Raw genomic sequence first — 18,733 nt, forward strand, 5'->3', positions numbered from 1 at the left:
GCTATTAAAGGATAATATTACTTCTTTTGTAGCGTGAAACAATTATTAACCTAAATACATTGATATGAAAAAAAAGTTTTATTTATTACTCATCTCATTTTTTATTATTCAACTGAGTTTTGCTCAGAACAATACAATAAAAGGAACTGTAGTCGACAAGGTGAATCAGCCTATTGTTGGAGCTACAGTAATGGTTGATGGTACAAGTCACGGATCCGTGACTGATATGAATGGTGAGTTCACTATTAAAGATGTATCATCAGGTGCGACAGTAAATTTTTCATTTGTTGGAATGAAAGCTAAAAAGGTTAAGGCATCGTCGGATATGAAAGTAACGTTAGAGGACGATATGCAAAATCTTGAAGACATTGTTGTTATTGGTTATGGAGCTGCAAAAGCAAAAGATTTAACATCACCTATTACTGTAATCAAATCAGCAGATATCAGTTCTGTTCCTTCTACGTCACCTATGACTGCAATACAAGGCAAAGTAGCCGGTGTAAATGTAATAAGCAGTGGTACTCCTGGTTCAGGACCAACAGTCAGAATACGCGGAGCTGGTTCATTTGCCAACAGTTCACCTCTTTATGTAGTAGACGGTATGTTTTATGACGATATCAATTTTCTTAACAATGAGGATATTGAAGAAATGTCAATATTAAAAGATGCCTCTGCTGCTGCTATTTATGGTGTAAGAGCAGCCAACGGAGTTGTTATTGTTACCACAAAAAAAGGAAAGAAGAACCAGCCAGCAAAGATTACCTATGATGGATATGTAGGTTTCCAGAAAGCTACCAATGTTCTTAAGATGGCAAATTCTCAGCAGTACGCAACAATGCTTCTTGAGGCAAACTACGATGCTTATTCTCCAATCATAAAATCATCAATAGATAAATATGGTGGTAGCTATTCCGGTTCAGATTTTCACGATTGGACTTTTGGCAGTGATACAGACTGGTATAAAGAATTGCTTCGTACAGCTATTATAAGCAATCACAGCCTTGGTATCACAGGCGGTAGCGAGAAAACCACTTATTCTCTAGGTATGAGTTACCTCTATCAAGACGGAGTTATGGATGTTAAAAACAATTACAAACGTCTCAACTTCCGTGCTGCTCTCGATTATGACGCCACATCATGGTTGAAAGTAGGCTTTAGTAGTGTGGTTAGCATTTCCAATCAGGTATTGCCTAACAACAGCGCATGGCAGCAGGCTTTTAATGCTCCAGGTATTTATCCTGTATACGATGCTAATAACACAAGTTCATTCCCTAACAAGTATGCATCACCCTCAAGTGTTGGTTTTACTTCCAATTTCTACAATCCTGTAGCTACAGCTAATTACTTTAACTCAAAGAACGATTCTCATCAGTATCTTACAAATCTTTATGCACAGATTAATCTGATACCTGAGAAACTTAACGTAAAGACGAGTGTAAACTATAATTATCAGAACATTAACGGAAAGGTTTTCACACCTACATATTATGTTAGTAGCTGGCAACAGAATGCAACAACTAGTCTAACTAAGAGCACTACAAGCTATGACAACTATATATGGGATAATATCATGACCTATCGCGACAGTTATGGTCAGCACAACTTTGGTGCTATGCTAGGTATGTCAATGCGACAGGAAAAGTATCGCTTCTTAAGTGGAACTGCTGTTAATGTACCTGAGGGTAAAGAAGAATACCAGTATCTCAGTCAGGGAAATTCAACAGGCATCACTCTATCAGATAATGGATCAACATATCGCGGTCTGTCATATTTTGCACGTTTGAACTACGATTATGCCGGAAAGTATTACCTCATGTTCACAATGCGTGCCGACGGTTCATCTAAGTATCAGGACAAATGGGGCTATTTCCCATCTGTAGGTGCATCATGGGTCGTAACCGAAGAGCCGTTTATGAAGAATCAGAGCGCAATAGAATATCTTAAGTTACGTGCCAGCTGGGGACGTCTTGGTAACGACCACGTTGCTGCAAGTGATGGATTCGCAAGTATAACAACAGGTAATGGTTCATCAGGCGTATTTGGTAACACTACACTACCCGGATATCAGAACACATCATATTTCAGTTGGCTACAGTGGGAAGTTGTAGATGAAATCAACGCAGGTCTTAACTTCTCTACCCTTCAGGGAAGGTTAAATGTAGATGCAGACTATTTCCACCGCATGACCAAACATGCTGTCATATCTCCTAAGATAGCCTTCAGTAATCAAACACTTGCTGGCAATTATGGTAAGATTCTAAACGAAGGATTTGATCTGTCTGCTACATGGTCAGACCGTGTAGGCAAAGACTTCAAATATCATATTGGAACTAATATTTCGGTACTTAAAAACCGAGTTAAAGATCTTGGTGGCCCAAGTATTATCAAAGGTGGCGAAACAGTTAATATAGTAGGTGAAGAAATGAACTCATTCTATGGATATAAGGTTATCGGCATTTATCAGACTGCAGCTGAGTGTGCAGCCGATCCTACAGCCGTGAAGAATGGTCTGCAGCCTGGTGACTTCAAGTATGAAGATAAAAATGGCGACGGTATTGTTGATGGTAACGACCGTCAGGCACTTGGCTCTTATATACCTAAGTTCACTTACGGCATTAATGCAGGCTTCTCTTGGAAAAATCTTGATTTTGAAGTAAGTACATACGGTCAGTCTGGAGCAAAGATGTATAACCGCAAACGCGCTCTACGTTATGCTCAGAGCAACTACAACTTTGATTACGACCAGTTTAAGAACCGTTGGACAGGCGAAGGCTCTACCAATACTTATCCATCTGCCGCTGCACTTATCCGTGGCTGGAATATATCAGATCAGCGTGTTAACTCATTCTTTGTAGAAAGTGCAAATTATTTCCGCATCCAGAATGTTACGTTAGGTTATACATTCAAAAATATAAAGATGGGTAGTTACACACTTCCAAGCATACGCCTCAGTGCCACAGCCGACCGCCCATTCACTACCTTCTCAGCTAATTCATTCACACCTGAGCTAAGTGATGCACAAGGTTGGGATACAGAGGTCTATCCTATAACTGCAACTTATACATTTGGTATTCAAATACAATTCTAACGCATAAAATTTAGTACAATGAAAATTAATAAATATATATCTGTTATAGCTGTTGGCACATTATTGCTTGCTATTACTTCATGCAGTAGTTATCTGGATAAAGATCCCGAAAACAGCGTGCCCGAAAAAAACGTGGACTTCACAGATGTGGCTAATATGTACCAGCCTGTGTCAGGTGTATACGCAAAACTCCGTACAGGAGGTATGCACTGGGTAATATGGCCGCTTTCTATTATCCGCGATGATGATGTATGGTCAGGTCGTGTAGATGATCAGGCTATCCTGAATCAGTTCGGAGGAAAGACCAATGATCCTACTGGGTATAATTATGATAATACCTTCTGGGGACTCAACGAGATGTGGAATCAGTATTATGGTATGATTAAGGTTGCCAATGCAGCTTTAGAATCACTCAATAATTACGCGGAAAACACCACAAATAGTGCAGTCCTTACAACCAACAAATCGTATCAAGGAGAGGTTCGAATACTTAGAGCTTATGCATACTGGCGCCTTACACAGGCCTTTGGTCCTGTAACTATTCTGAGTAGCAATAGTCAGACAAACCTCACCCGTTCTACGGTGAAATCAGTGTACAATTATATTCTTGGCGATTTGCAGTACGCTATAGACAACTGCCCCAAAGTTCGTCCTAACGAGATGGAGCATGTAGGAGCAGCTACAGCATATACTGCAGAGGCTTTGGCAGCAAAGATATATCTTAACGAAGGCGACTATGCAAAAGTTGAAGATCTCACCAACGATATCATCAATAGCAATAAATTCCATTTATATCCCGACTTCTATGAGTTGTTTAAGATACCCGGAAAACTGTGCGATGAAAGTTTGCTAGAGTGCCAGTGTACCGACTTCGGTTTAGGATCAGGTGATATGGTAGATGCCGATCAGTGGTTTGTATTCCAAGGTCCGGCCAATGATGGAGATATTTCAGGATGGGGATTTATCGGTCTGTACAAATCATTCCGCGACTGGGCTAAGGATAGAGGCGAAACAGTTAGATACACCACATCATTCCTAGAAGCAGGAACAACAACTCCAAGTGGTGACGTCATCCGTCCACTACAGAATCCTACCCAGACAGACTGTTGGAACGGTAAAGCTTATACTCCTAAGAATGAGTTAACTTCAGGACGTACCAAATACGGTTCAAATAATAATATCCGTATACTTCGCTATGCCGATGTACTCCTGATGAATGCAGAGGCAAAGGTTCGTCTAAGTAAGAATGGCGATACACCATTCAACCTCGTAAGAGCACGTGCCAATATGCCAGCTATAAACAACGTTACTGTCGACCAAATTCTTGACGAGCGCCGCATGGAACTATGCTGCGAGTGGGGAGAACGTTACAACGACTTGGTCCGTACAGGAAAGGCAGCTTCCGTTTTAGGCAAGTATGGATGGACCGAAGCCAAGACATATTACCCTATTCCGTTCGATCAACTTTCAGACAATCCTGATTTGAATAAAGAACCAATAGATAAGTAATGACAAGAACTAACTATATTATACTATTCATATTATTAATGCTTCCTGCTTCGGCAAGGAGCATTAACTCCTATGATTTTTCAGATACTATAAAAGTAGTAAAAGGACAAGTAAGTAATTATTATATTCCTGTACACGATACTTATCAGATTACAGGCCGAATTACCGATACAGATGGCAACCCCCTTTCGGGTGCAACAGTTATGTTCTTCGCCAGTCCCAGTCATTGCAATACCAATGCCGATGGCGTATATAATCTTACTGCAACCGACACAGATTTACACCTTTATGTATATTATCCCGGTAAGGATTTCGCTAATGTCATCAGAAAACGAAGCGATCGCAATATAGATATTACGATGATGCAACGAAAGGATACATCCGTTTCGTTACCCCGACGCAGCGCTCAGTCCACGCCCTGGTACGACCCTTGTCATACAGGGACGACAACGTTTTGTAACCCACTCAACATAAGTTACAACTACGAGTCGTACGATGATAATGTTAAGTCGCAAGGTTCGTTCCGATCTTCAGCAGATCCGATGGCACTTACCTATAAAGGCCACTATATGCTCTTTTCTACCAATCAGGCAGGCTTTCATTATTCACGTAATCTTAGCGATTGGGATTTCTGTACAGCCTCCTTTCAGCGTTTTCCCACGGACGATGATCAGTGCGCCCCCGCAGCTTATGTATCAGGTGACACACTCTTCTATACAGGTTCCACCTATAAAGGCTTACCTATCTGGTATACGCTCAATCCATGGTCAGGACGTTGGCGTCAGGCAGTAGGATGCAGCACACTTCCATCCTGGGATCCGTGTCTCTTTCTCGATGATGACGGCAAGTTGTATCTTTACTATGGTTCCAGCAACGAATATCCCATAAAGGCAGTCGAGTTGAGTCGTGACAATTTTCTGCCTATAAGCAAGATTCACGATGTAGTAATGCTTGATCCTAAGCATCATGGCTGGGAAAGATTTGGTATGAACAATGACGATGATACCACCTTAAAGCCCTTTATGGAAGGAGCCTATATGACGAAACATGACGGCAAGTACTATCTTCAATATGGCGGTCCCGGTACCGAATTTAAAATATATGCCGATGGCGTTTATGTAGGTGACAATCCATTGGGGCCTTTTACTTATCAGCGGCATAACCCGATGTGCTACAAACCCGGTGGTTTCGTTCAAGGTTCAGGTCATGGTGGAACTTTCGTCGACTTGAAAGGAAATTATTGGCATGTCGCTACATGTATGCTTTCTTTGAAGTATAAGTTTGAGCGTCGTATAGGCCTTTATCCTATGGCTTTTGACAGAGATGGGGTGATGTATTCTAATACTGCCTTCGGCGATTATCCATGTTGGAATGCCGATAAAGACATCAAAGATCCATCACACCGTTTCACTGGTTGGATGCTTCTCTCTTATGGCAAGAAAGCAACAGTGTCATCCTCCGACAGTATCTATGTTGCTTCCAGTCTTACAGACGAGGACATGCGCACATATTGGACAGCCAAGACTGGCAATCCGGGCGAATGGGCACAGCTTGATCTGGGTGCAATAAAAAGTGTCAAGGCTATACAGCTCAACTTCTATGATTACAAGACTGTACAGGACAATCGCGCTAACGACCTATACTATCAGTATCGTATCTGGTCAAGTGATAACGGTACAGACTGGCAACTCGTTGTAGACAAGAGTGATAATGCTAAAGACGCCCCACACGATTATGTAGAGTTGAAGTCGGTATTACGTACAAGGTATATTAAAGTGGAAAATCTGCATATGCCCTCGTCAGGATATTTCTGCTTGTCAGAGATTAGAGTATTTGGAAATACAGACGGTAACAGACCTTCAGCGGTAAGACTATTCCGCGTTATCCGCTCAGCCAAAGACACACGCAACGCATACCTTTCATGGAAACCATCTGCAGGAGCTTACGGCTATAACATCTATTATGGTGTAGCACCTGATAAACTGTACAATAGTATTACCGTGCTAGGTAGTACATCTTACGATTTCAGAGGCATGGATACTGGCAGCCGCTACTATTTTACCATAGAGGCTTTGGGAGAAACAGGACGTTCCGAATTATCTAAAACTATTATAAAATGATTTTGTATATGATAAAGAATAAACTATCAGTTTTGTTACTTCTTGCAATGACCTTTGTATCATGCAAGGCTGGCGAGACCAGTGAAAGTCCGGCGCAACCGGCACCCGAAACGGCAAGCAGGCCTACCTCATTTGCAAGTGACGATGCGATGCTAGACTATATAGAGAAGGTACATCTCAACTATATGTGGGATGGTGCCGACCCCACATCGGGCATGGCTTACGAGAGAATACATCTAGACAATAATTATCCCGAAAACGACCGTGATGTCGTAACCCTTGGCGGTAGTGGTTTTGGAGTGGCAGGCCTTCTTGTCGGTATAGACCGAGGTTTTATCAGTCGTACAGACGGCGTAGCCCGTTTGACCAAAATCGTAAATTACCTTTCTACTGCAGATAGATTTCATGGCATGTGGCCTCATTGGCTTTATGGATCTACCGGCAAAGTAAAACCGTTCGGCACAAAAGACGACGGTGGCGATTTGGTAGAAAGCTCATTTATGATGCAGAGTCTGCTATGTGTACGTCAGTACTTCAAGGATGGCAATAGTTCAGAACGCGCACTATCCGATAAGATAAATACATTGTGGCGTAGTATGGAGTACGATTGGTATCGCAATGGAGGCAAAAACGTTATATACTGGCATTGGTCACCCGATTACGCATGGGATATGAATTTTCCCTTGCAGGGATATAACGAATGCCTTATCGCCTATATCCTTGGAGCATCATCACCTACCCATTCTATCCCCACCGAATGCTATCATGAAGGCTGGGCACGTAGTGGTGCCATCAAGAGCAGCGCAGCTCCCTTCGGTTATCCGCTTGAGTTGAAACATAATGGTGCCGAACAACTTGGCGGTCCCCTTTTCTGGTCGCAGTATTCTTATATTGGCCTATGTCCTAAAGGTCTTACAGACGAGTATGCCAATTATTGGAATGTTACCCGTAATCATGCCATGAGCGATTATGAATATTGTGTCCGCAACCCCAAAGGATACAAAGGCTATGGTAAAGACTGCTGGGGTCTCACCGCAAGTTATTCCATTGATGGATATTCAGCCCACTCACCTGGCAATGATTTAGGTGTCATCACCCCGACGGCAGCCCTATCATCATTCCCTTATACCCCACAACAGTCTATGGCAGCCCTAAAATACTTTTGGAATAAAGGTTCTTGGATATGGGGAAAGTACGGATTTTACGATGCCTTCTCCGAGACAGCCAATTGGACTGCCCCCCATTATCTGGCAATAGACCAGCTCACTATTGCTCCGATGATAGAGAATTATCGTACAGGTTTGTTGTGGCATTTGTTTATGAGTTGTCCTGAAGTACAGTCAGGTCTGCAAAAATTAGGATTTACAATAAATAACTGATAATATGATGAATAAGAGAAACATATTAGTAATGGCATTCGCCGCATTTACATTTTGTGCTAGTTCTGCCTCAGCCTCAGACGATCCAAATATGGATACATTCATAGACCGTTTGATGAGTAAGATGACCCTGAGAGAGAAAATAGGTCAACTCAATCTACCTGTTACCGGCGATATAGTCACCGGTCAGGCAAAGAGCAGCAACGTGGCAGACAAAATAAAAAGAGGAGAGGTAGGCGGACTCTTCAATCTTAAAGGAACTCAAAAGATACGAGAAGTGCAGAAGTTGGCTGTAGAACAGAGCCGCCTTAAGATTCCGCTTATCTTTGGTATGGATGTCATTCATGGGTATGAGACTGTGTTCCCTATTCCATTGTCATTATCATGCAGCTGGGATCTGAACGCCATCAAAGAGAGTGCTCGCATAGCTGCCATCGAAGCATCCGCCGACGGAATATGCTGGACGTTCAGTCCTATGCTCGACATCAGTCGTGATCCACGATGGGGCAGAATGTCAGAAGGCAATGGCGAAGACCCCTACCTTGATGCACAAATTGCCAAAGCGATGGTTCAGGGCTATCAGGGCAATGACCTCAAGGCCAACAATACCATTATGTCGTGCGTAAAGCATTTTGCACTCTACGGAGGAGCAGAGGCCGGTCGTGAATACAACACCGTGGATATGAGTCATTGGCGTATGTTCAATGATTACATGCCCGGTTATAAAGCAGCAGTAGATGCCGGCGCAGGTAGCGTGATGACATCATTTAATGTCGTTGACGGAGTACCGGCCACAGGCAATAAATGGCTTCTTACAGATGTACTTCGTAACATGTGGGGCTTTAAGGGTTTTGTAGTAACCGATTTTACAGCCATATCTGAAATGATAGCTCATGGCATGGGCAATTTGCAACAAGTATCAACACTGGCTTTGAATGCAGGTACCGATATGGATATGGTATCCGATGGCTTTATTGGTACACTTGAGAAATCATTAAACGAGGGTAAAGTGTCAATTCAGGCTATCGATCAGGCGTGCCGTCGTATATTAGAGGCAAAATACAAGTTAGGTCTGTTCGACAACCCATACAAGTACTGTGATGCTAAACGTGCAGCCAAAGAAATCTATACCCCAGAACATCGTGCAGAGGCACGTCGTATAGCTGCCGAAACATTTGTCTTGCTTAAGAATCAAGACAATCTTCTTCCACTTAAACCAACAGGCAGAATAGCCCTCATAGGTCCATTGGCAAATACCAGTGCCAACATGCCCGGAACGTGGAGTGTAGCAGCACGTGCGGATAAATACAAATCACTGTATCAGGCTATGAAAGATGCAGTAGGCAATAAAGCCCAAATCTTATATGCCAAAGGCTCCAATCTGATGTACGATTCAGTAATGGAGAAGAACGCAACTATGTTTGGTCGTGAAATGCGCGATAAGCGTTCGGCTAAGGAGATGCTCGACGAAGCACTAAAAGTAGCAGCCGATGCCGATGTGATAGTAGCCGCAGTGGGCGAGTCGTCAGAAATGAGTGGTGAGTGCAGCAGCCGTAGCAATCTGGATATGCCCGATGCCCAGCACGATCTTCTTACCGCACTCAAGAATACAGGCAAACCTATCGTACTTCTTAATTTTGCAGGTCGTGCAACAGTCATGACATGGGAGAGTCAGAACTTTCCTGCCATACTTAATGTCTGGTTTGGAGGTAGCGAGGCTGGAGATGCTATCTGCGATGTACTCTTCGGAGCGAAGTCGCCCAGTGGCAAACTTACCGTCACCATGCCAAAGAGCGTAGGTCAGATACCTATATATTATAGTCATCTCAATACAGGACGTCCACTTGAAGAAGGTAAATGGTTTACCAAGTTCCGTAGCAATTATCTTGATATCGACAATGCTCCCCTATATCCATTCGGTTACGGATTGTCGTATACCACATTCTCATATGGTGAACCCAAGTTGAGTAGTGACCATCTTAGTGAAAACGGAGAAATAAAGGTATCGGTAGATGTTACCAATACCGGCAGTTATGATGCTGACGAAGTAGTTCAGATGTACATCCGCGATCTTGTGGGCAGTGTATCACGTCCTGTAAAGGAGTTGAAAGGGTTTCAGCGCATATCCCTAAAACAAGGAGAAACCAAGGCTGTTACATTCACGATAACTCCCGACGATCTGAAATTTTATAATCAGAATCTTGATTACAAGTTCGAACCCGGTGATTTTGATGTTATGATAGGTAGTAGCAGTGATGATATTAAGACTTTAAGGTTTACATTAGATTAGATTGTTACTTATTGCTTTCCAATAAAATATGGGATAGCATGTAAATAGTTCCCGAAGCCCTTTTAAATGGCGCTTCGGGTTCTTTTTTTGCAGAACAAGCCCCCTCAATTAAAAAGTAATGGTTCTAGCGGACTATCAACCTTCTCTTTCCGATATGTTTCCCGTCTTTTTCGGGATTGTTGAATAGGCTATAAAATTCATATTTAATTATTGCTGTCCGATAAAACTTTTTGAGTAATAACAAAAAAGGCTGAATTCATTTCTGAGTTCAGCCTAAAATGTGTTATCTTTGTCTTTACCACAAAATAAATCTAACACATGGGCAAAAGTACACATTTTATCGGACAGCCGCTCTATAGTCAGGTAATAAAATTACTTGATAAGTCTAAAATTATTGAAATCAGTCGTGAAAATGGTGGAGAACGTTATATTAAGCGCTTCGACAGCTGGACTCATCTGGTTGTAATGCTCTATGCCGTAATTATGCGTTTTGATTCTCTTCGCGAGATAAGTACCTCACTGCAAGCTGAAGCGCGTAAACTCTGTCACCTAGGTATTAACATGATGACATCCCGCAGCACATTGTCAGATGCCAACAAGAGGCGTCCAGATGCAGTATTTGAGGCTATATACCGTGATTTGTATGCTACTTATCACACTCGTCTTTCATCGGACAGCCGAAGTGGTAAGGAACCTAAATGGATGAAACAGCTGCAAATAATAGACTCCACAACCATCTCTCTATTTTCGAACCTACTCTTTAAAGGTGTTGGACGTCATCCTAAAACAGGCAAGAAGAAAGGCGGTATTAAGGTTCACACAGTAATCTATGCAAATGAAGGAGTTCCTTCTGATATAAAGTTTACCTCTGCAGCCACCAATGACTCATTTATGCTCAGACCTGCGGTATTGCATAAAGGCGATATCATGGCAATGGATCGGGCTTACATTGACTACGAAAAACTAGAAGAGATGACGCAAAAAGGAGTAATCTATGTTACGAAGATGAAAAAGAACTTGAAATACAGAGTATTGAATGATACTATGTATCAAACGCCTAATGGACTTATGGAAGTGAGAATACAACATGTCTGTTTTACAAAGCATCTAAAAGAGAAAGATATCATTCATTATTCACGGATTATAACTTATGTGGATGAAAAAAAGAAAAAACTTATCCCATTGCTTTCCAACGACATGGAATCTGAGCCCACTGAAATCATTGACATGTATAGGAAACGCTGGGAAATTGAGTTGCTCTTCAAACAGATAAAGCAAAACTTTCCATTAAAATATTTCTATGGGGAAAGTGCCAACGCTATAAAGATACAAATATGGGTAACTCTCATTGCCAATCTGCTTCTAACGATCATGAAGAAGGGATTGACTCGTTCTTGGAGCTTTTCGGGATTAGCGACTATGATCAGAATAACACTTATGTATTATGTTGATTTTTATAGTTTATTCAACTACCCCGAAAAAGATTGGGAAACATATCTGAAAGAGAAGGCAGAGAGTCCGCCAGAACTATCACTTTTTTGATTAAGGAGGCTTGTTCTACAAAATAATGATCCCGAAGTCTTATTTTAAAGGGCTTCGGGAACTATCTATATCATATTTTTAGTTTTATCGGACAGCAATAATATTTAATAGATTTTTCCGCACACCAGAAAAGTTTTTTTAATGTCACTAATGTCACTTTGTCACAAACGCCCTGTTTATCGGGCTTTAGCGAGTGACATTAAGTGACATTATCGGGGTAAAAGTGACATTAAAGTCGAAAACACACCTATTTTTAGCGTTTTATTCCAAATTATTAAATTGCCTGATTCTTTGGAAGAAATATCATTCAGATATTTTATTAAATAGTGATTAGGGCCTAATCACTCAATGTTTTATCGCAAAGTGCAGAGTGATTAGAGCCTAATCACTCAACGGTATGTCGTAGAAACTAATTATATCATCGTTGCGTTTATACGGCTTTGCTGCTGGTAATAAATCTGTTTCACGATACAGAGTTTCTGCTATAGTGAAGGATATCTCGGTTTTATCGTTACTAAGTTTCTATTATTCATCACCCACCAACCGTTCTATCGATCAAACGTTTGCGTTATGTCGTTATAAAGTTTCTATTTCTACGATCAAACGTTTCCATTATATCGTTATAAAGTTTGCATTCCATTGATCAAACGTTTGCGTTTTATCGTTACTAATGTTTTTAGTTGTATCAACGATATGGTTATTAATTAATATATCGTAAATAAATTTCCATTATATTCTTTTAGTATTGCCAAACTTTCAAAGTAGTAGTCTAAACATATCATCTATTTTATCGTAGAAAATAGCAAATTTTAGTGGAGGATAGTGGATGATAGTGGAGGTTATCCTCCACCACTTAACATACTATAAAATAGCAACTTACGCTTAAAGTGGAGGTTATTTATAATTTTTGGAACTTTTTGGGTTTTATCTTTTTTCTATTATTAAACACTTATGGAAAAGTAATAAAAAAATCAATACCGAATAAGGCATATAATACTAGGGTTAGATATAAAATCCATATAATAAAAAAAGAGGACTTAGTTTTAAAAGCATATAAAACTAAGTCCTCTTTTTATTTGTATCATTTTACCTTGGGAGGTTAAACGCTTCTGTCATTTCTTTCATCTGTGCTTCACTCATTCCTTCAGGTTCAAATCCCATGCAACGTGAATTGATATATATCTTGGCACTCTTTGAAAGGACATCAATCTGATCGAAAGCATCCATTACATCAAGTCCCTTTGCAAATACACCATGCTTTTCCCACATAACTACATCATAGTTTTCAAGTTCATTCAATGTAGCCTGAGCCAAATTGTTTGAGCCTGGCAGTTCGTAAGGTACAATGCCCAATCCAAGTGGACAGAAAGCCTTTGTTTCAGGAATCATGCTCCACAATAAATTAGAAAGCACATCCTTGCCCATCATCTTAGGGTTGTGACTCATTGCAATAAGTTCAATAGGGTGTGTATGTACTGTAGCACGATATGGAGAACCAGTTTCTATAAGATGTGCATGAACTGAGAGATGTGAAGGAAGTTCACTTGTAGGCATAACAGCATTGTCAGCAATGATTACATAACTTGCACAATCGTCTAATATACGGATAATGCTTCCGTTATCCATAGGCTCACGTGCAAGATCACGCATACGCTTACCAGTTCCCTTGCAAAAGAAGTAGCAATCTTTCAAAGCTGGCAAAGTAACACCAATCTGCTTAACATCGCTGATTGCAGGAAGACTCTTAATCTTGTCATCCACCAATTCTGTAATGTTTACTGTGATATTACCACCATTGCGCTCTGCCCATCCGTTCTGCCACAGATAACCGGCAACTTCTGCAATCTTATCAATTTCTTTCTTTAAGGCTTCGCGGCCTTCCAAAACTGTCTGTTTCATATTTTTATTGATTTGTTTTTTCTTTCGGCAAAAATAGCCTTATTTTACCTTTAAAGGCTTTGAATTATGATTTTTAAGCCTCAATAATTGATATTTCAATTATCATATAATGAATATATTATCTTTCGTTACCACGAAACTCACTCGGTTTAAGTCCTGTCTTCAGTCTGAACTTAGACGAAAAATAATCAGGAGACTCGAAATTAAGCTGATAAGCAATTTCCTTTATCGTCATATCTGTAGTCGCCAATAGATCCTTGGCACGCTGCAACTTCAAGTCCTGCTGATACATAGACGGAGAAAAACCAGTGAACTCCTTGAATATCTTTCTGAAATTAGAATAACTCATTCCCAATCGCACTGCAATCTCCTGAATAGTCGTTCCATCTTCCAATGTCTCACGTATCATCTGACGGGCACGATTCACTATATCAGTATGCACAAAATTCTGTTGCAACTGATTGCTGCATTCTAGAGAATACATCAACCCGATAAGATAGTTAGTTATTCCGGCAAGCACCTGTTGAGAATGTATAGCCTCCTCGTCTGCTACATGCAAAGCCATATCAAGCATGCGGATAATCTCACTTGAATAACCCACGTGATATATAGGATGTTCTGGAGACAAGAAATCTGCATTTACACGATCGTCCATGTTGCGTCCCTTAAATCCAAGCCAATAACATTTCCAACCAGTATTAGTATTGGGATGATAACTATGCCATTCACCAGGAAAGAGAAGAAATATATCGCCACTGCGCAATTCAACTTCTCCCACACTATGAGACTTGAACATACCACCACCCTCTTTGACGTAAAGCATCTGATATTCTTGCAATATGCGCCCTTTGGCAACATTGAAGTAGAAGCCATCGGCATGACCATGTGTTGGATAATCCTCACCAGGAAGATTCTCCTCATAACCAACAGTGTCGACATTCAGCCCCCACAGCAAGTCCTTGGTATCAGTAACCAGATATTTAAACTTTTTCATGTTACCAAATTGTATTGTGCAAAGTTATCAAAAAACATGGTAATGACAAAAATTATGGGTTTAAAATCAAAAAATCTAGTCTGTCACATCACTGATTTACTATCTTTGCCACCATAATAAACACTAACCTACAAACAATGGAAAATCTAAAACACTTCTTTGCCGTTGACCTTGGAGCAACAAGCGGACGAACAATCGTTGGCTTTCTGGAAGACGGAAAGGTGAAAATGGATGAGCTAACACGTTTCGACAACAATCTGATTTCTACAGGCGGACATGTGTATTGGGATATATTTGCCCTATACAATGAGATAATAAAGAGTCTGAAAATCGTAGCCGAGCGTAATATAAAGATTGAAAGCATCGGTATTGACACTTGGGGATGCGACTTTGTATGCACGGGTAAAGACGGAAACATTCTTCGCAATCCACTAGCCTATCGTGACCCTCACACAATGAACACGATGGAGGAATACTTCGATGAGCAGATGTCTAAAAAAGACGTTTATGGAATAACTGGAATACAATTGATGAACTTCAATTCAATTTTCCAGCTTTACGCCATGAAGAAAGCTAAGAATGATGCTCTTGCTGGTGCAGACAAGATTATGTTCATACCTGACGCATTGAGTTACATGCTCACAGGAAAAGCTATCTGCGAATATACTGTATGCTCTACTTCACAACTGCTTAATCCAAAAGAAGGTGACATTTCAAAAGAATTGCTTGAAACACTTGGACTGAAACGTGAGCAATTCGGTAAAATGACAGCTCCTGGAACTGTGATAGGAAACCTAAGCGATGAGGTTAAGAATATTACAGGACTTGGTGATATACCTGTTGTAGCTGTAGCTGGACACGACACTGCAAGTGCTGTAGCTGCCGTACCTGCTGAAGACGAGCATTTCGCTTATCTTAGTTCTGGTACTTGGAGCCTTATGGGTATTGAAACAAAAGACGCTATCATAAATGAAGAAAGCTACAAACTTAACTTCACTAACGAAGGCGGTATTGAGGGAACGACAAGATTCCTAAAAAATATCTGCGGTATGTGGTTGTATGAAAGTTGCAGAAAAGAATGGCACGAGACAAAGGATATGGGACATGCCGAACTACTTAACGAGGCCATGAAAGTGGAAGGTTTCAGAAGTCTTATTAATCCTGATGACGCAGTATTCGCTAATCCTACTTCTATGGTTGAAGCAATAAAGAAATATTGTGCCGATCACGGTGAACACGTGCCTGAAGGATATGCCGAGATATGCCGTTGCATATTCGATTCACTTGCACTACGTTATAGACAGGTATTGGAATGGCTGAAAGACTTTGCCGATTTCGACATCAAGGCTTTACATATCATCGGTGGAGGTTCACTTAACAAATACTTGAATCAGTTTACTGCAAATTCATGTGGCGTTACTGTACTTGCCGGTCCACAGGAAGCTACAGCTATTGGCAACATTATGATGCAGGCAAAAGCGGCAGGATTGGTAAAAGATGTTTGGGATATGAGAAAGCTTATTGCCGACTCTGTTCAGCTAAACATATTCGAGCCAGAAGACAAGGCAATCTGGGATGAAGCTTACGATAAATATTTAAAAATAACAAAATAATAAAACCTAAAATTATGAATTCAGAACTAATTGAAAAGAACTATCAAATTGCCAAAGAGCGTTACGCTGCACTTGGCATAGACACAGACAAGGCTCTTGAAACATTGGAGAAGACTCCAATATCACTTCATTGCTGGCAAGCTGACGATGTAGTGGGATTTGAGCGTAACGAAGCTCTTTCTGGTGGTATTCAGACTACAGGTAACTACCCAGGGCGCGCACGCAACATCGACGAACTTCGTCAAGATATAAATAAGGTTACATCACTTCTTGGTGGAACATTCCGCCTGAACCTTCACGAGACATACGGTGAATTCGGAAATAAATTCGTTGACCGTGATGAGGTTGAGGTTAAGCATTTCCAGGGATGGATTGACTGGGCTAAGGAAAACGGATTGAAACTTGATTTCAACTCAACAAGTTTCTCTCACCCAAAGAGCGGATACCTATCTCTTTCAAATCCAGACAAGAGCATACGTGATTTCTGGATTGAGCACACAAAACGTTGTCGTCGCATTGCAGATGCAATGGGTAAGGCACAGAACGACCCTTGTATCATGAACATCTGGGTACACGACGGTATGAAGGATATCACTGTTGAGCGCAACCGCTATCGTGAGATTCTTAAAAACAGTCTTGACGAAATTCTTGCAGAGAACTTGCCAGACATGAAACCATGTCTTGAAGCAAAACTATTCGGTATCGGAATGGAAAGCTACACAGTAGGTTCTCACGACTTCTATGCAAGTTATTGCGCAAAGAACAACGTGATGTACACACTTGATACTGGTCACTACGAGCAAACAGAGAATGTTAGCGATATGGCTGCTTCGCTATTGCTATTTGTACCAGAATTGATGCTTCACGTAAGCCGTCCAATCAGATGGGATAGCGATCACGTAACAATAATGAACGATCAGACTCTAGACTTGTTCAAGGAAATTACACGTGCAAACGCACTTAACAGAGTTCACATCGGACTTGATTACTTTGATGCAAGTATTAACCGTATCGGTGCATACATCGTAGGAACAAGAGCAACACAGAAGAGTGTTCTTTCTGCACTTCTTGAACCTTTGGCAAAACTCCGTGAGTACGAGGATAAGGGACAGTGGTTTGAGCGCCTTGCTCTTCTTGAAGAAGCTAAATCTCTTCCATTCGGTGCAGTATACGATTACTTCAACATGAAGCATAATATACCTGTAGGCGAAGAGTTTATAGCAGATGTTCAGCAATATGAAAAGGATGTTCTTTCAAAGAGAGCGTAAACAATGAATATTGCATTAGGACTTATTATCATTGCGATAGGAGCGTTTTGCCAGTCAAGCTGCTACGTTCCTATTAATAAGATAAAGAACTGGAGTTGGGAAAGCTACTGGATTGTCCAGGGAGTATTTGCCTGGCTCCTGCTCCCTTTTTTGGGAGCAATGCTTGCAATACCTGCCGGACATTCAATGATAGAATTGTTCAGTCAGGATATGCATGCCACAATTATGACAATGCTCTATGGCGTGTTATGGGGTATCGGCGGACTTACTTTCGGTTTGTCTATGAGATATCTGGGAGTTGCTCTCGGTCAGTCAATAGCACTTGGAACATGTGCCGGACTTGGAACGATATTAGCTCCGCTCTTTACAGGACATGCTAGCGACCTTACAACATCTGTAATAGTTGGTGTCGTAGTAACTCTAGTCGGTATTGCAATAATAGGAATAGCTGGTTCTATGAAATCGGCTTCACTGTCAGATGAGGAAAAGCGTGAAGCTGTAAAGGACTTCAACTTCACAAAAGGAATCACTGTAGCTTTATTGGCTGGTTTCATGTCGGCATGTTTCAACATCGGACTTGCACAAGGTGCCGACCTTCATTTCGAAGGTGTAAACCCAATGTTCATATCATTACCTGTTACATTCTTGGTTACGCTAGGAGGATTTATCACAAATGCGATATATTGCTTCTATCAAAACCAGAAGAATCATACATGGAATGACTATGGTAAATCAAACGTATGGGTAAACAATGTTTTGTTTTGTCTGCTTGCAGGCGGACTATGGTACAGTCAGTTCTTCGGTCTTTCACTTGGAAAAGGATTCCTTTCAGAAAGTCCAGCTCTGCTCACATTCGCATTCTGCATTCTGATGGCTCTTAACGTTGTATTCTCTAATATATGGGGAATCATCCTAAAAGAGTGGAAAGGATGTTCTAGCAAAACTATCGTTGTATTGATAACAGGAATATTGATACTTGTTATATCATGTTTCCTTCCGCAGATCATTGATATGATAAACAAATAATAACT

The 18,733-nt window shown here is 41.0% G+C and carries 11 protein-coding genes; 9 read left to right on the forward strand and 2 right to left on the reverse strand.

The annotated features are described in order from the left end of the window. Nucleotides 1–64 precede the first annotated feature (64 nt). From HEQ28_RS08090 to HEQ28_RS08115, 6 genes are all read left to right on the forward strand, one after another. The gene (locus tag HEQ28_RS08090) at nucleotides 65–3,088 is read left to right on the forward strand and encodes a SusC/RagA family TonB-linked outer membrane protein (protein ID WP_434501763.1); all 3,024 of its coding nucleotides are present in this window, start codon (nucleotides 65–67) and stop codon (nucleotides 3,086–3,088) included. 18 nt (nucleotides 3,089–3,106) lie between these two features. After that, nucleotides 3,107–4,597: a RagB/SusD family nutrient uptake outer membrane protein gene (locus HEQ28_RS08095; protein ID WP_434501764.1), complete on the forward strand. Its 1,491-nt coding sequence runs from the start codon at nucleotides 3,107–3,109 to the stop codon at nucleotides 4,595–4,597. 38 nt (nucleotides 4,598–4,635) lie between these two features. Next, the gene (locus HEQ28_RS08100; RefSeq protein ID WP_434504438.1) at nucleotides 4,636–6,717 is read left to right on the forward strand and encodes a family 43 glycosylhydrolase; all 2,082 of its coding nucleotides are present in this window, start codon (nucleotides 4,636–4,638) and stop codon (nucleotides 6,715–6,717) included. Between the two features lie 8 nt (nucleotides 6,718–6,725). After that, nucleotides 6,726–8,096 (forward strand): glucoamylase family protein, encoded by a 1,371-nt coding sequence (locus tag HEQ28_RS08105; RefSeq protein WP_434501765.1) that lies wholly within the window; start codon nucleotides 6,726–6,728, stop codon nucleotides 8,094–8,096. 7 nt (nucleotides 8,097–8,103) lie between these two features. Continuing rightward, nucleotides 8,104–10,386 carry a beta-glucosidase BglX gene (gene bglX, locus HEQ28_RS08110; protein ID WP_434504439.1) on the forward strand — a complete coding sequence of 761 codons (2,283 nt, stop codon included), beginning with the start codon at nucleotides 8,104–8,106 and terminating at the stop codon, nucleotides 10,384–10,386. Between the two features lie 318 nt (nucleotides 10,387–10,704). Further along, nucleotides 10,705–11,928, forward strand: coding sequence for an IS4 family transposase (locus tag HEQ28_RS08115; protein WP_434501766.1), 1,224 nt, complete (start codon nucleotides 10,705–10,707; stop codon nucleotides 11,926–11,928). 1,086 nt (nucleotides 11,929–13,014) lie between these two features. On the opposite strand, the gene rhaD is transcribed toward HEQ28_RS08115, so the two are convergent. Next, nucleotides 13,015–13,827, reverse strand: coding sequence for a rhamnulose-1-phosphate aldolase (rhaD, locus tag HEQ28_RS08120; RefSeq protein ID WP_434501767.1), 813 nt, complete (start codon nucleotides 13,825–13,827; stop codon nucleotides 13,015–13,017). Between the two features lie 118 nt (nucleotides 13,828–13,945). Next, complete coding sequence (locus HEQ28_RS08125) at nucleotides 13,946–14,821, reverse strand: helix-turn-helix domain-containing protein (RefSeq protein WP_434501768.1); 876 nt, start codon at nucleotides 14,819–14,821, stop codon at nucleotides 13,946–13,948. Between the two features lie 137 nt (nucleotides 14,822–14,958). Here HEQ28_RS08125 and HEQ28_RS08130 point away from each other — a divergent pair, with 137 nt between their 5' ends. The 3 genes from HEQ28_RS08130 to HEQ28_RS08140 are packed head-to-tail and all read left to right on the forward strand — an operon-like array spanning nucleotide 14,959 to nucleotide 18,728. Then, nucleotides 14,959–16,434, forward strand: a complete 1,476-nt coding sequence (locus tag HEQ28_RS08130) for a rhamnulokinase (RefSeq protein WP_434501769.1) — start codon at nucleotides 14,959–14,961, stop codon at nucleotides 16,432–16,434. Between the two features lie 14 nt (nucleotides 16,435–16,448). Further along, nucleotides 16,449–17,702: an L-rhamnose isomerase gene (locus HEQ28_RS08135; protein WP_207155013.1), complete on the forward strand. Its 1,254-nt coding sequence runs from the start codon at nucleotides 16,449–16,451 to the stop codon at nucleotides 17,700–17,702. A gap of 3 nt (nucleotides 17,703–17,705) precedes the next feature. Then, the gene (locus tag HEQ28_RS08140; RefSeq protein WP_434501770.1) at nucleotides 17,706–18,728 is read left to right on the forward strand and encodes an L-rhamnose/proton symporter RhaT; all 1,023 of its coding nucleotides are present in this window, start codon (nucleotides 17,706–17,708) and stop codon (nucleotides 18,726–18,728) included. The last annotated feature ends 5 nt before the right edge of the window (nucleotides 18,729–18,733 follow it).

The sequence above is a fragment of the Prevotella sp. genome (genome assembly GCF_051059605.1).
In the GTDB taxonomy this organism is placed as follows: Bacteria; Bacteroidota; Bacteroidia; order Bacteroidales; family Bacteroidaceae; genus Prevotella.

Bases quoted from the DNA above. Each gene is read 5' to 3' on its own strand.
- HEQ28_RS08115 (WP_434501766.1), top strand. From the start codon at position 10,705: ATGGGCAAAAGTACACATTTTATCGGACAGCCGCTCTATAGTCAGGTA.
- HEQ28_RS08125 (WP_434501768.1), bottom strand. From the start codon at position 14,821: ATGAAAAAGTTTAAATATCTGGTTACTGATACCAAGGACTTGCTGTGG.
- HEQ28_RS08135 (WP_207155013.1), top strand. From the start codon at position 16,449: ATGAATTCAGAACTAATTGAAAAGAACTATCAAATTGCCAAAGAGCGT.
- HEQ28_RS08090 (WP_434501763.1), top strand. From the start codon at position 65: ATGAAAAAAAAGTTTTATTTATTACTCATCTCATTTTTTATTATTCAA.
- bglX (WP_434504439.1), top strand. From the start codon at position 8,104: ATGAATAAGAGAAACATATTAGTAATGGCATTCGCCGCATTTACATTT.
- HEQ28_RS08105 (WP_434501765.1), top strand. From the start codon at position 6,726: ATGATAAAGAATAAACTATCAGTTTTGTTACTTCTTGCAATGACCTTT.
- HEQ28_RS08095 (WP_434501764.1), top strand. From the start codon at position 3,107: ATGAAAATTAATAAATATATATCTGTTATAGCTGTTGGCACATTATTG.
- HEQ28_RS08140 (WP_434501770.1), top strand. From the start codon at position 17,706: ATGAATATTGCATTAGGACTTATTATCATTGCGATAGGAGCGTTTTGC.
- HEQ28_RS08100 (WP_434504438.1), top strand. From the start codon at position 4,636: ATGCTTCCTGCTTCGGCAAGGAGCATTAACTCCTATGATTTTTCAGAT.
- HEQ28_RS08130 (WP_434501769.1), top strand. From the start codon at position 14,959: ATGGAAAATCTAAAACACTTCTTTGCCGTTGACCTTGGAGCAACAAGC.
- rhaD (WP_434501767.1), bottom strand. From the start codon at position 13,827: ATGAAACAGACAGTTTTGGAAGGCCGCGAAGCCTTAAAGAAAGAAATT.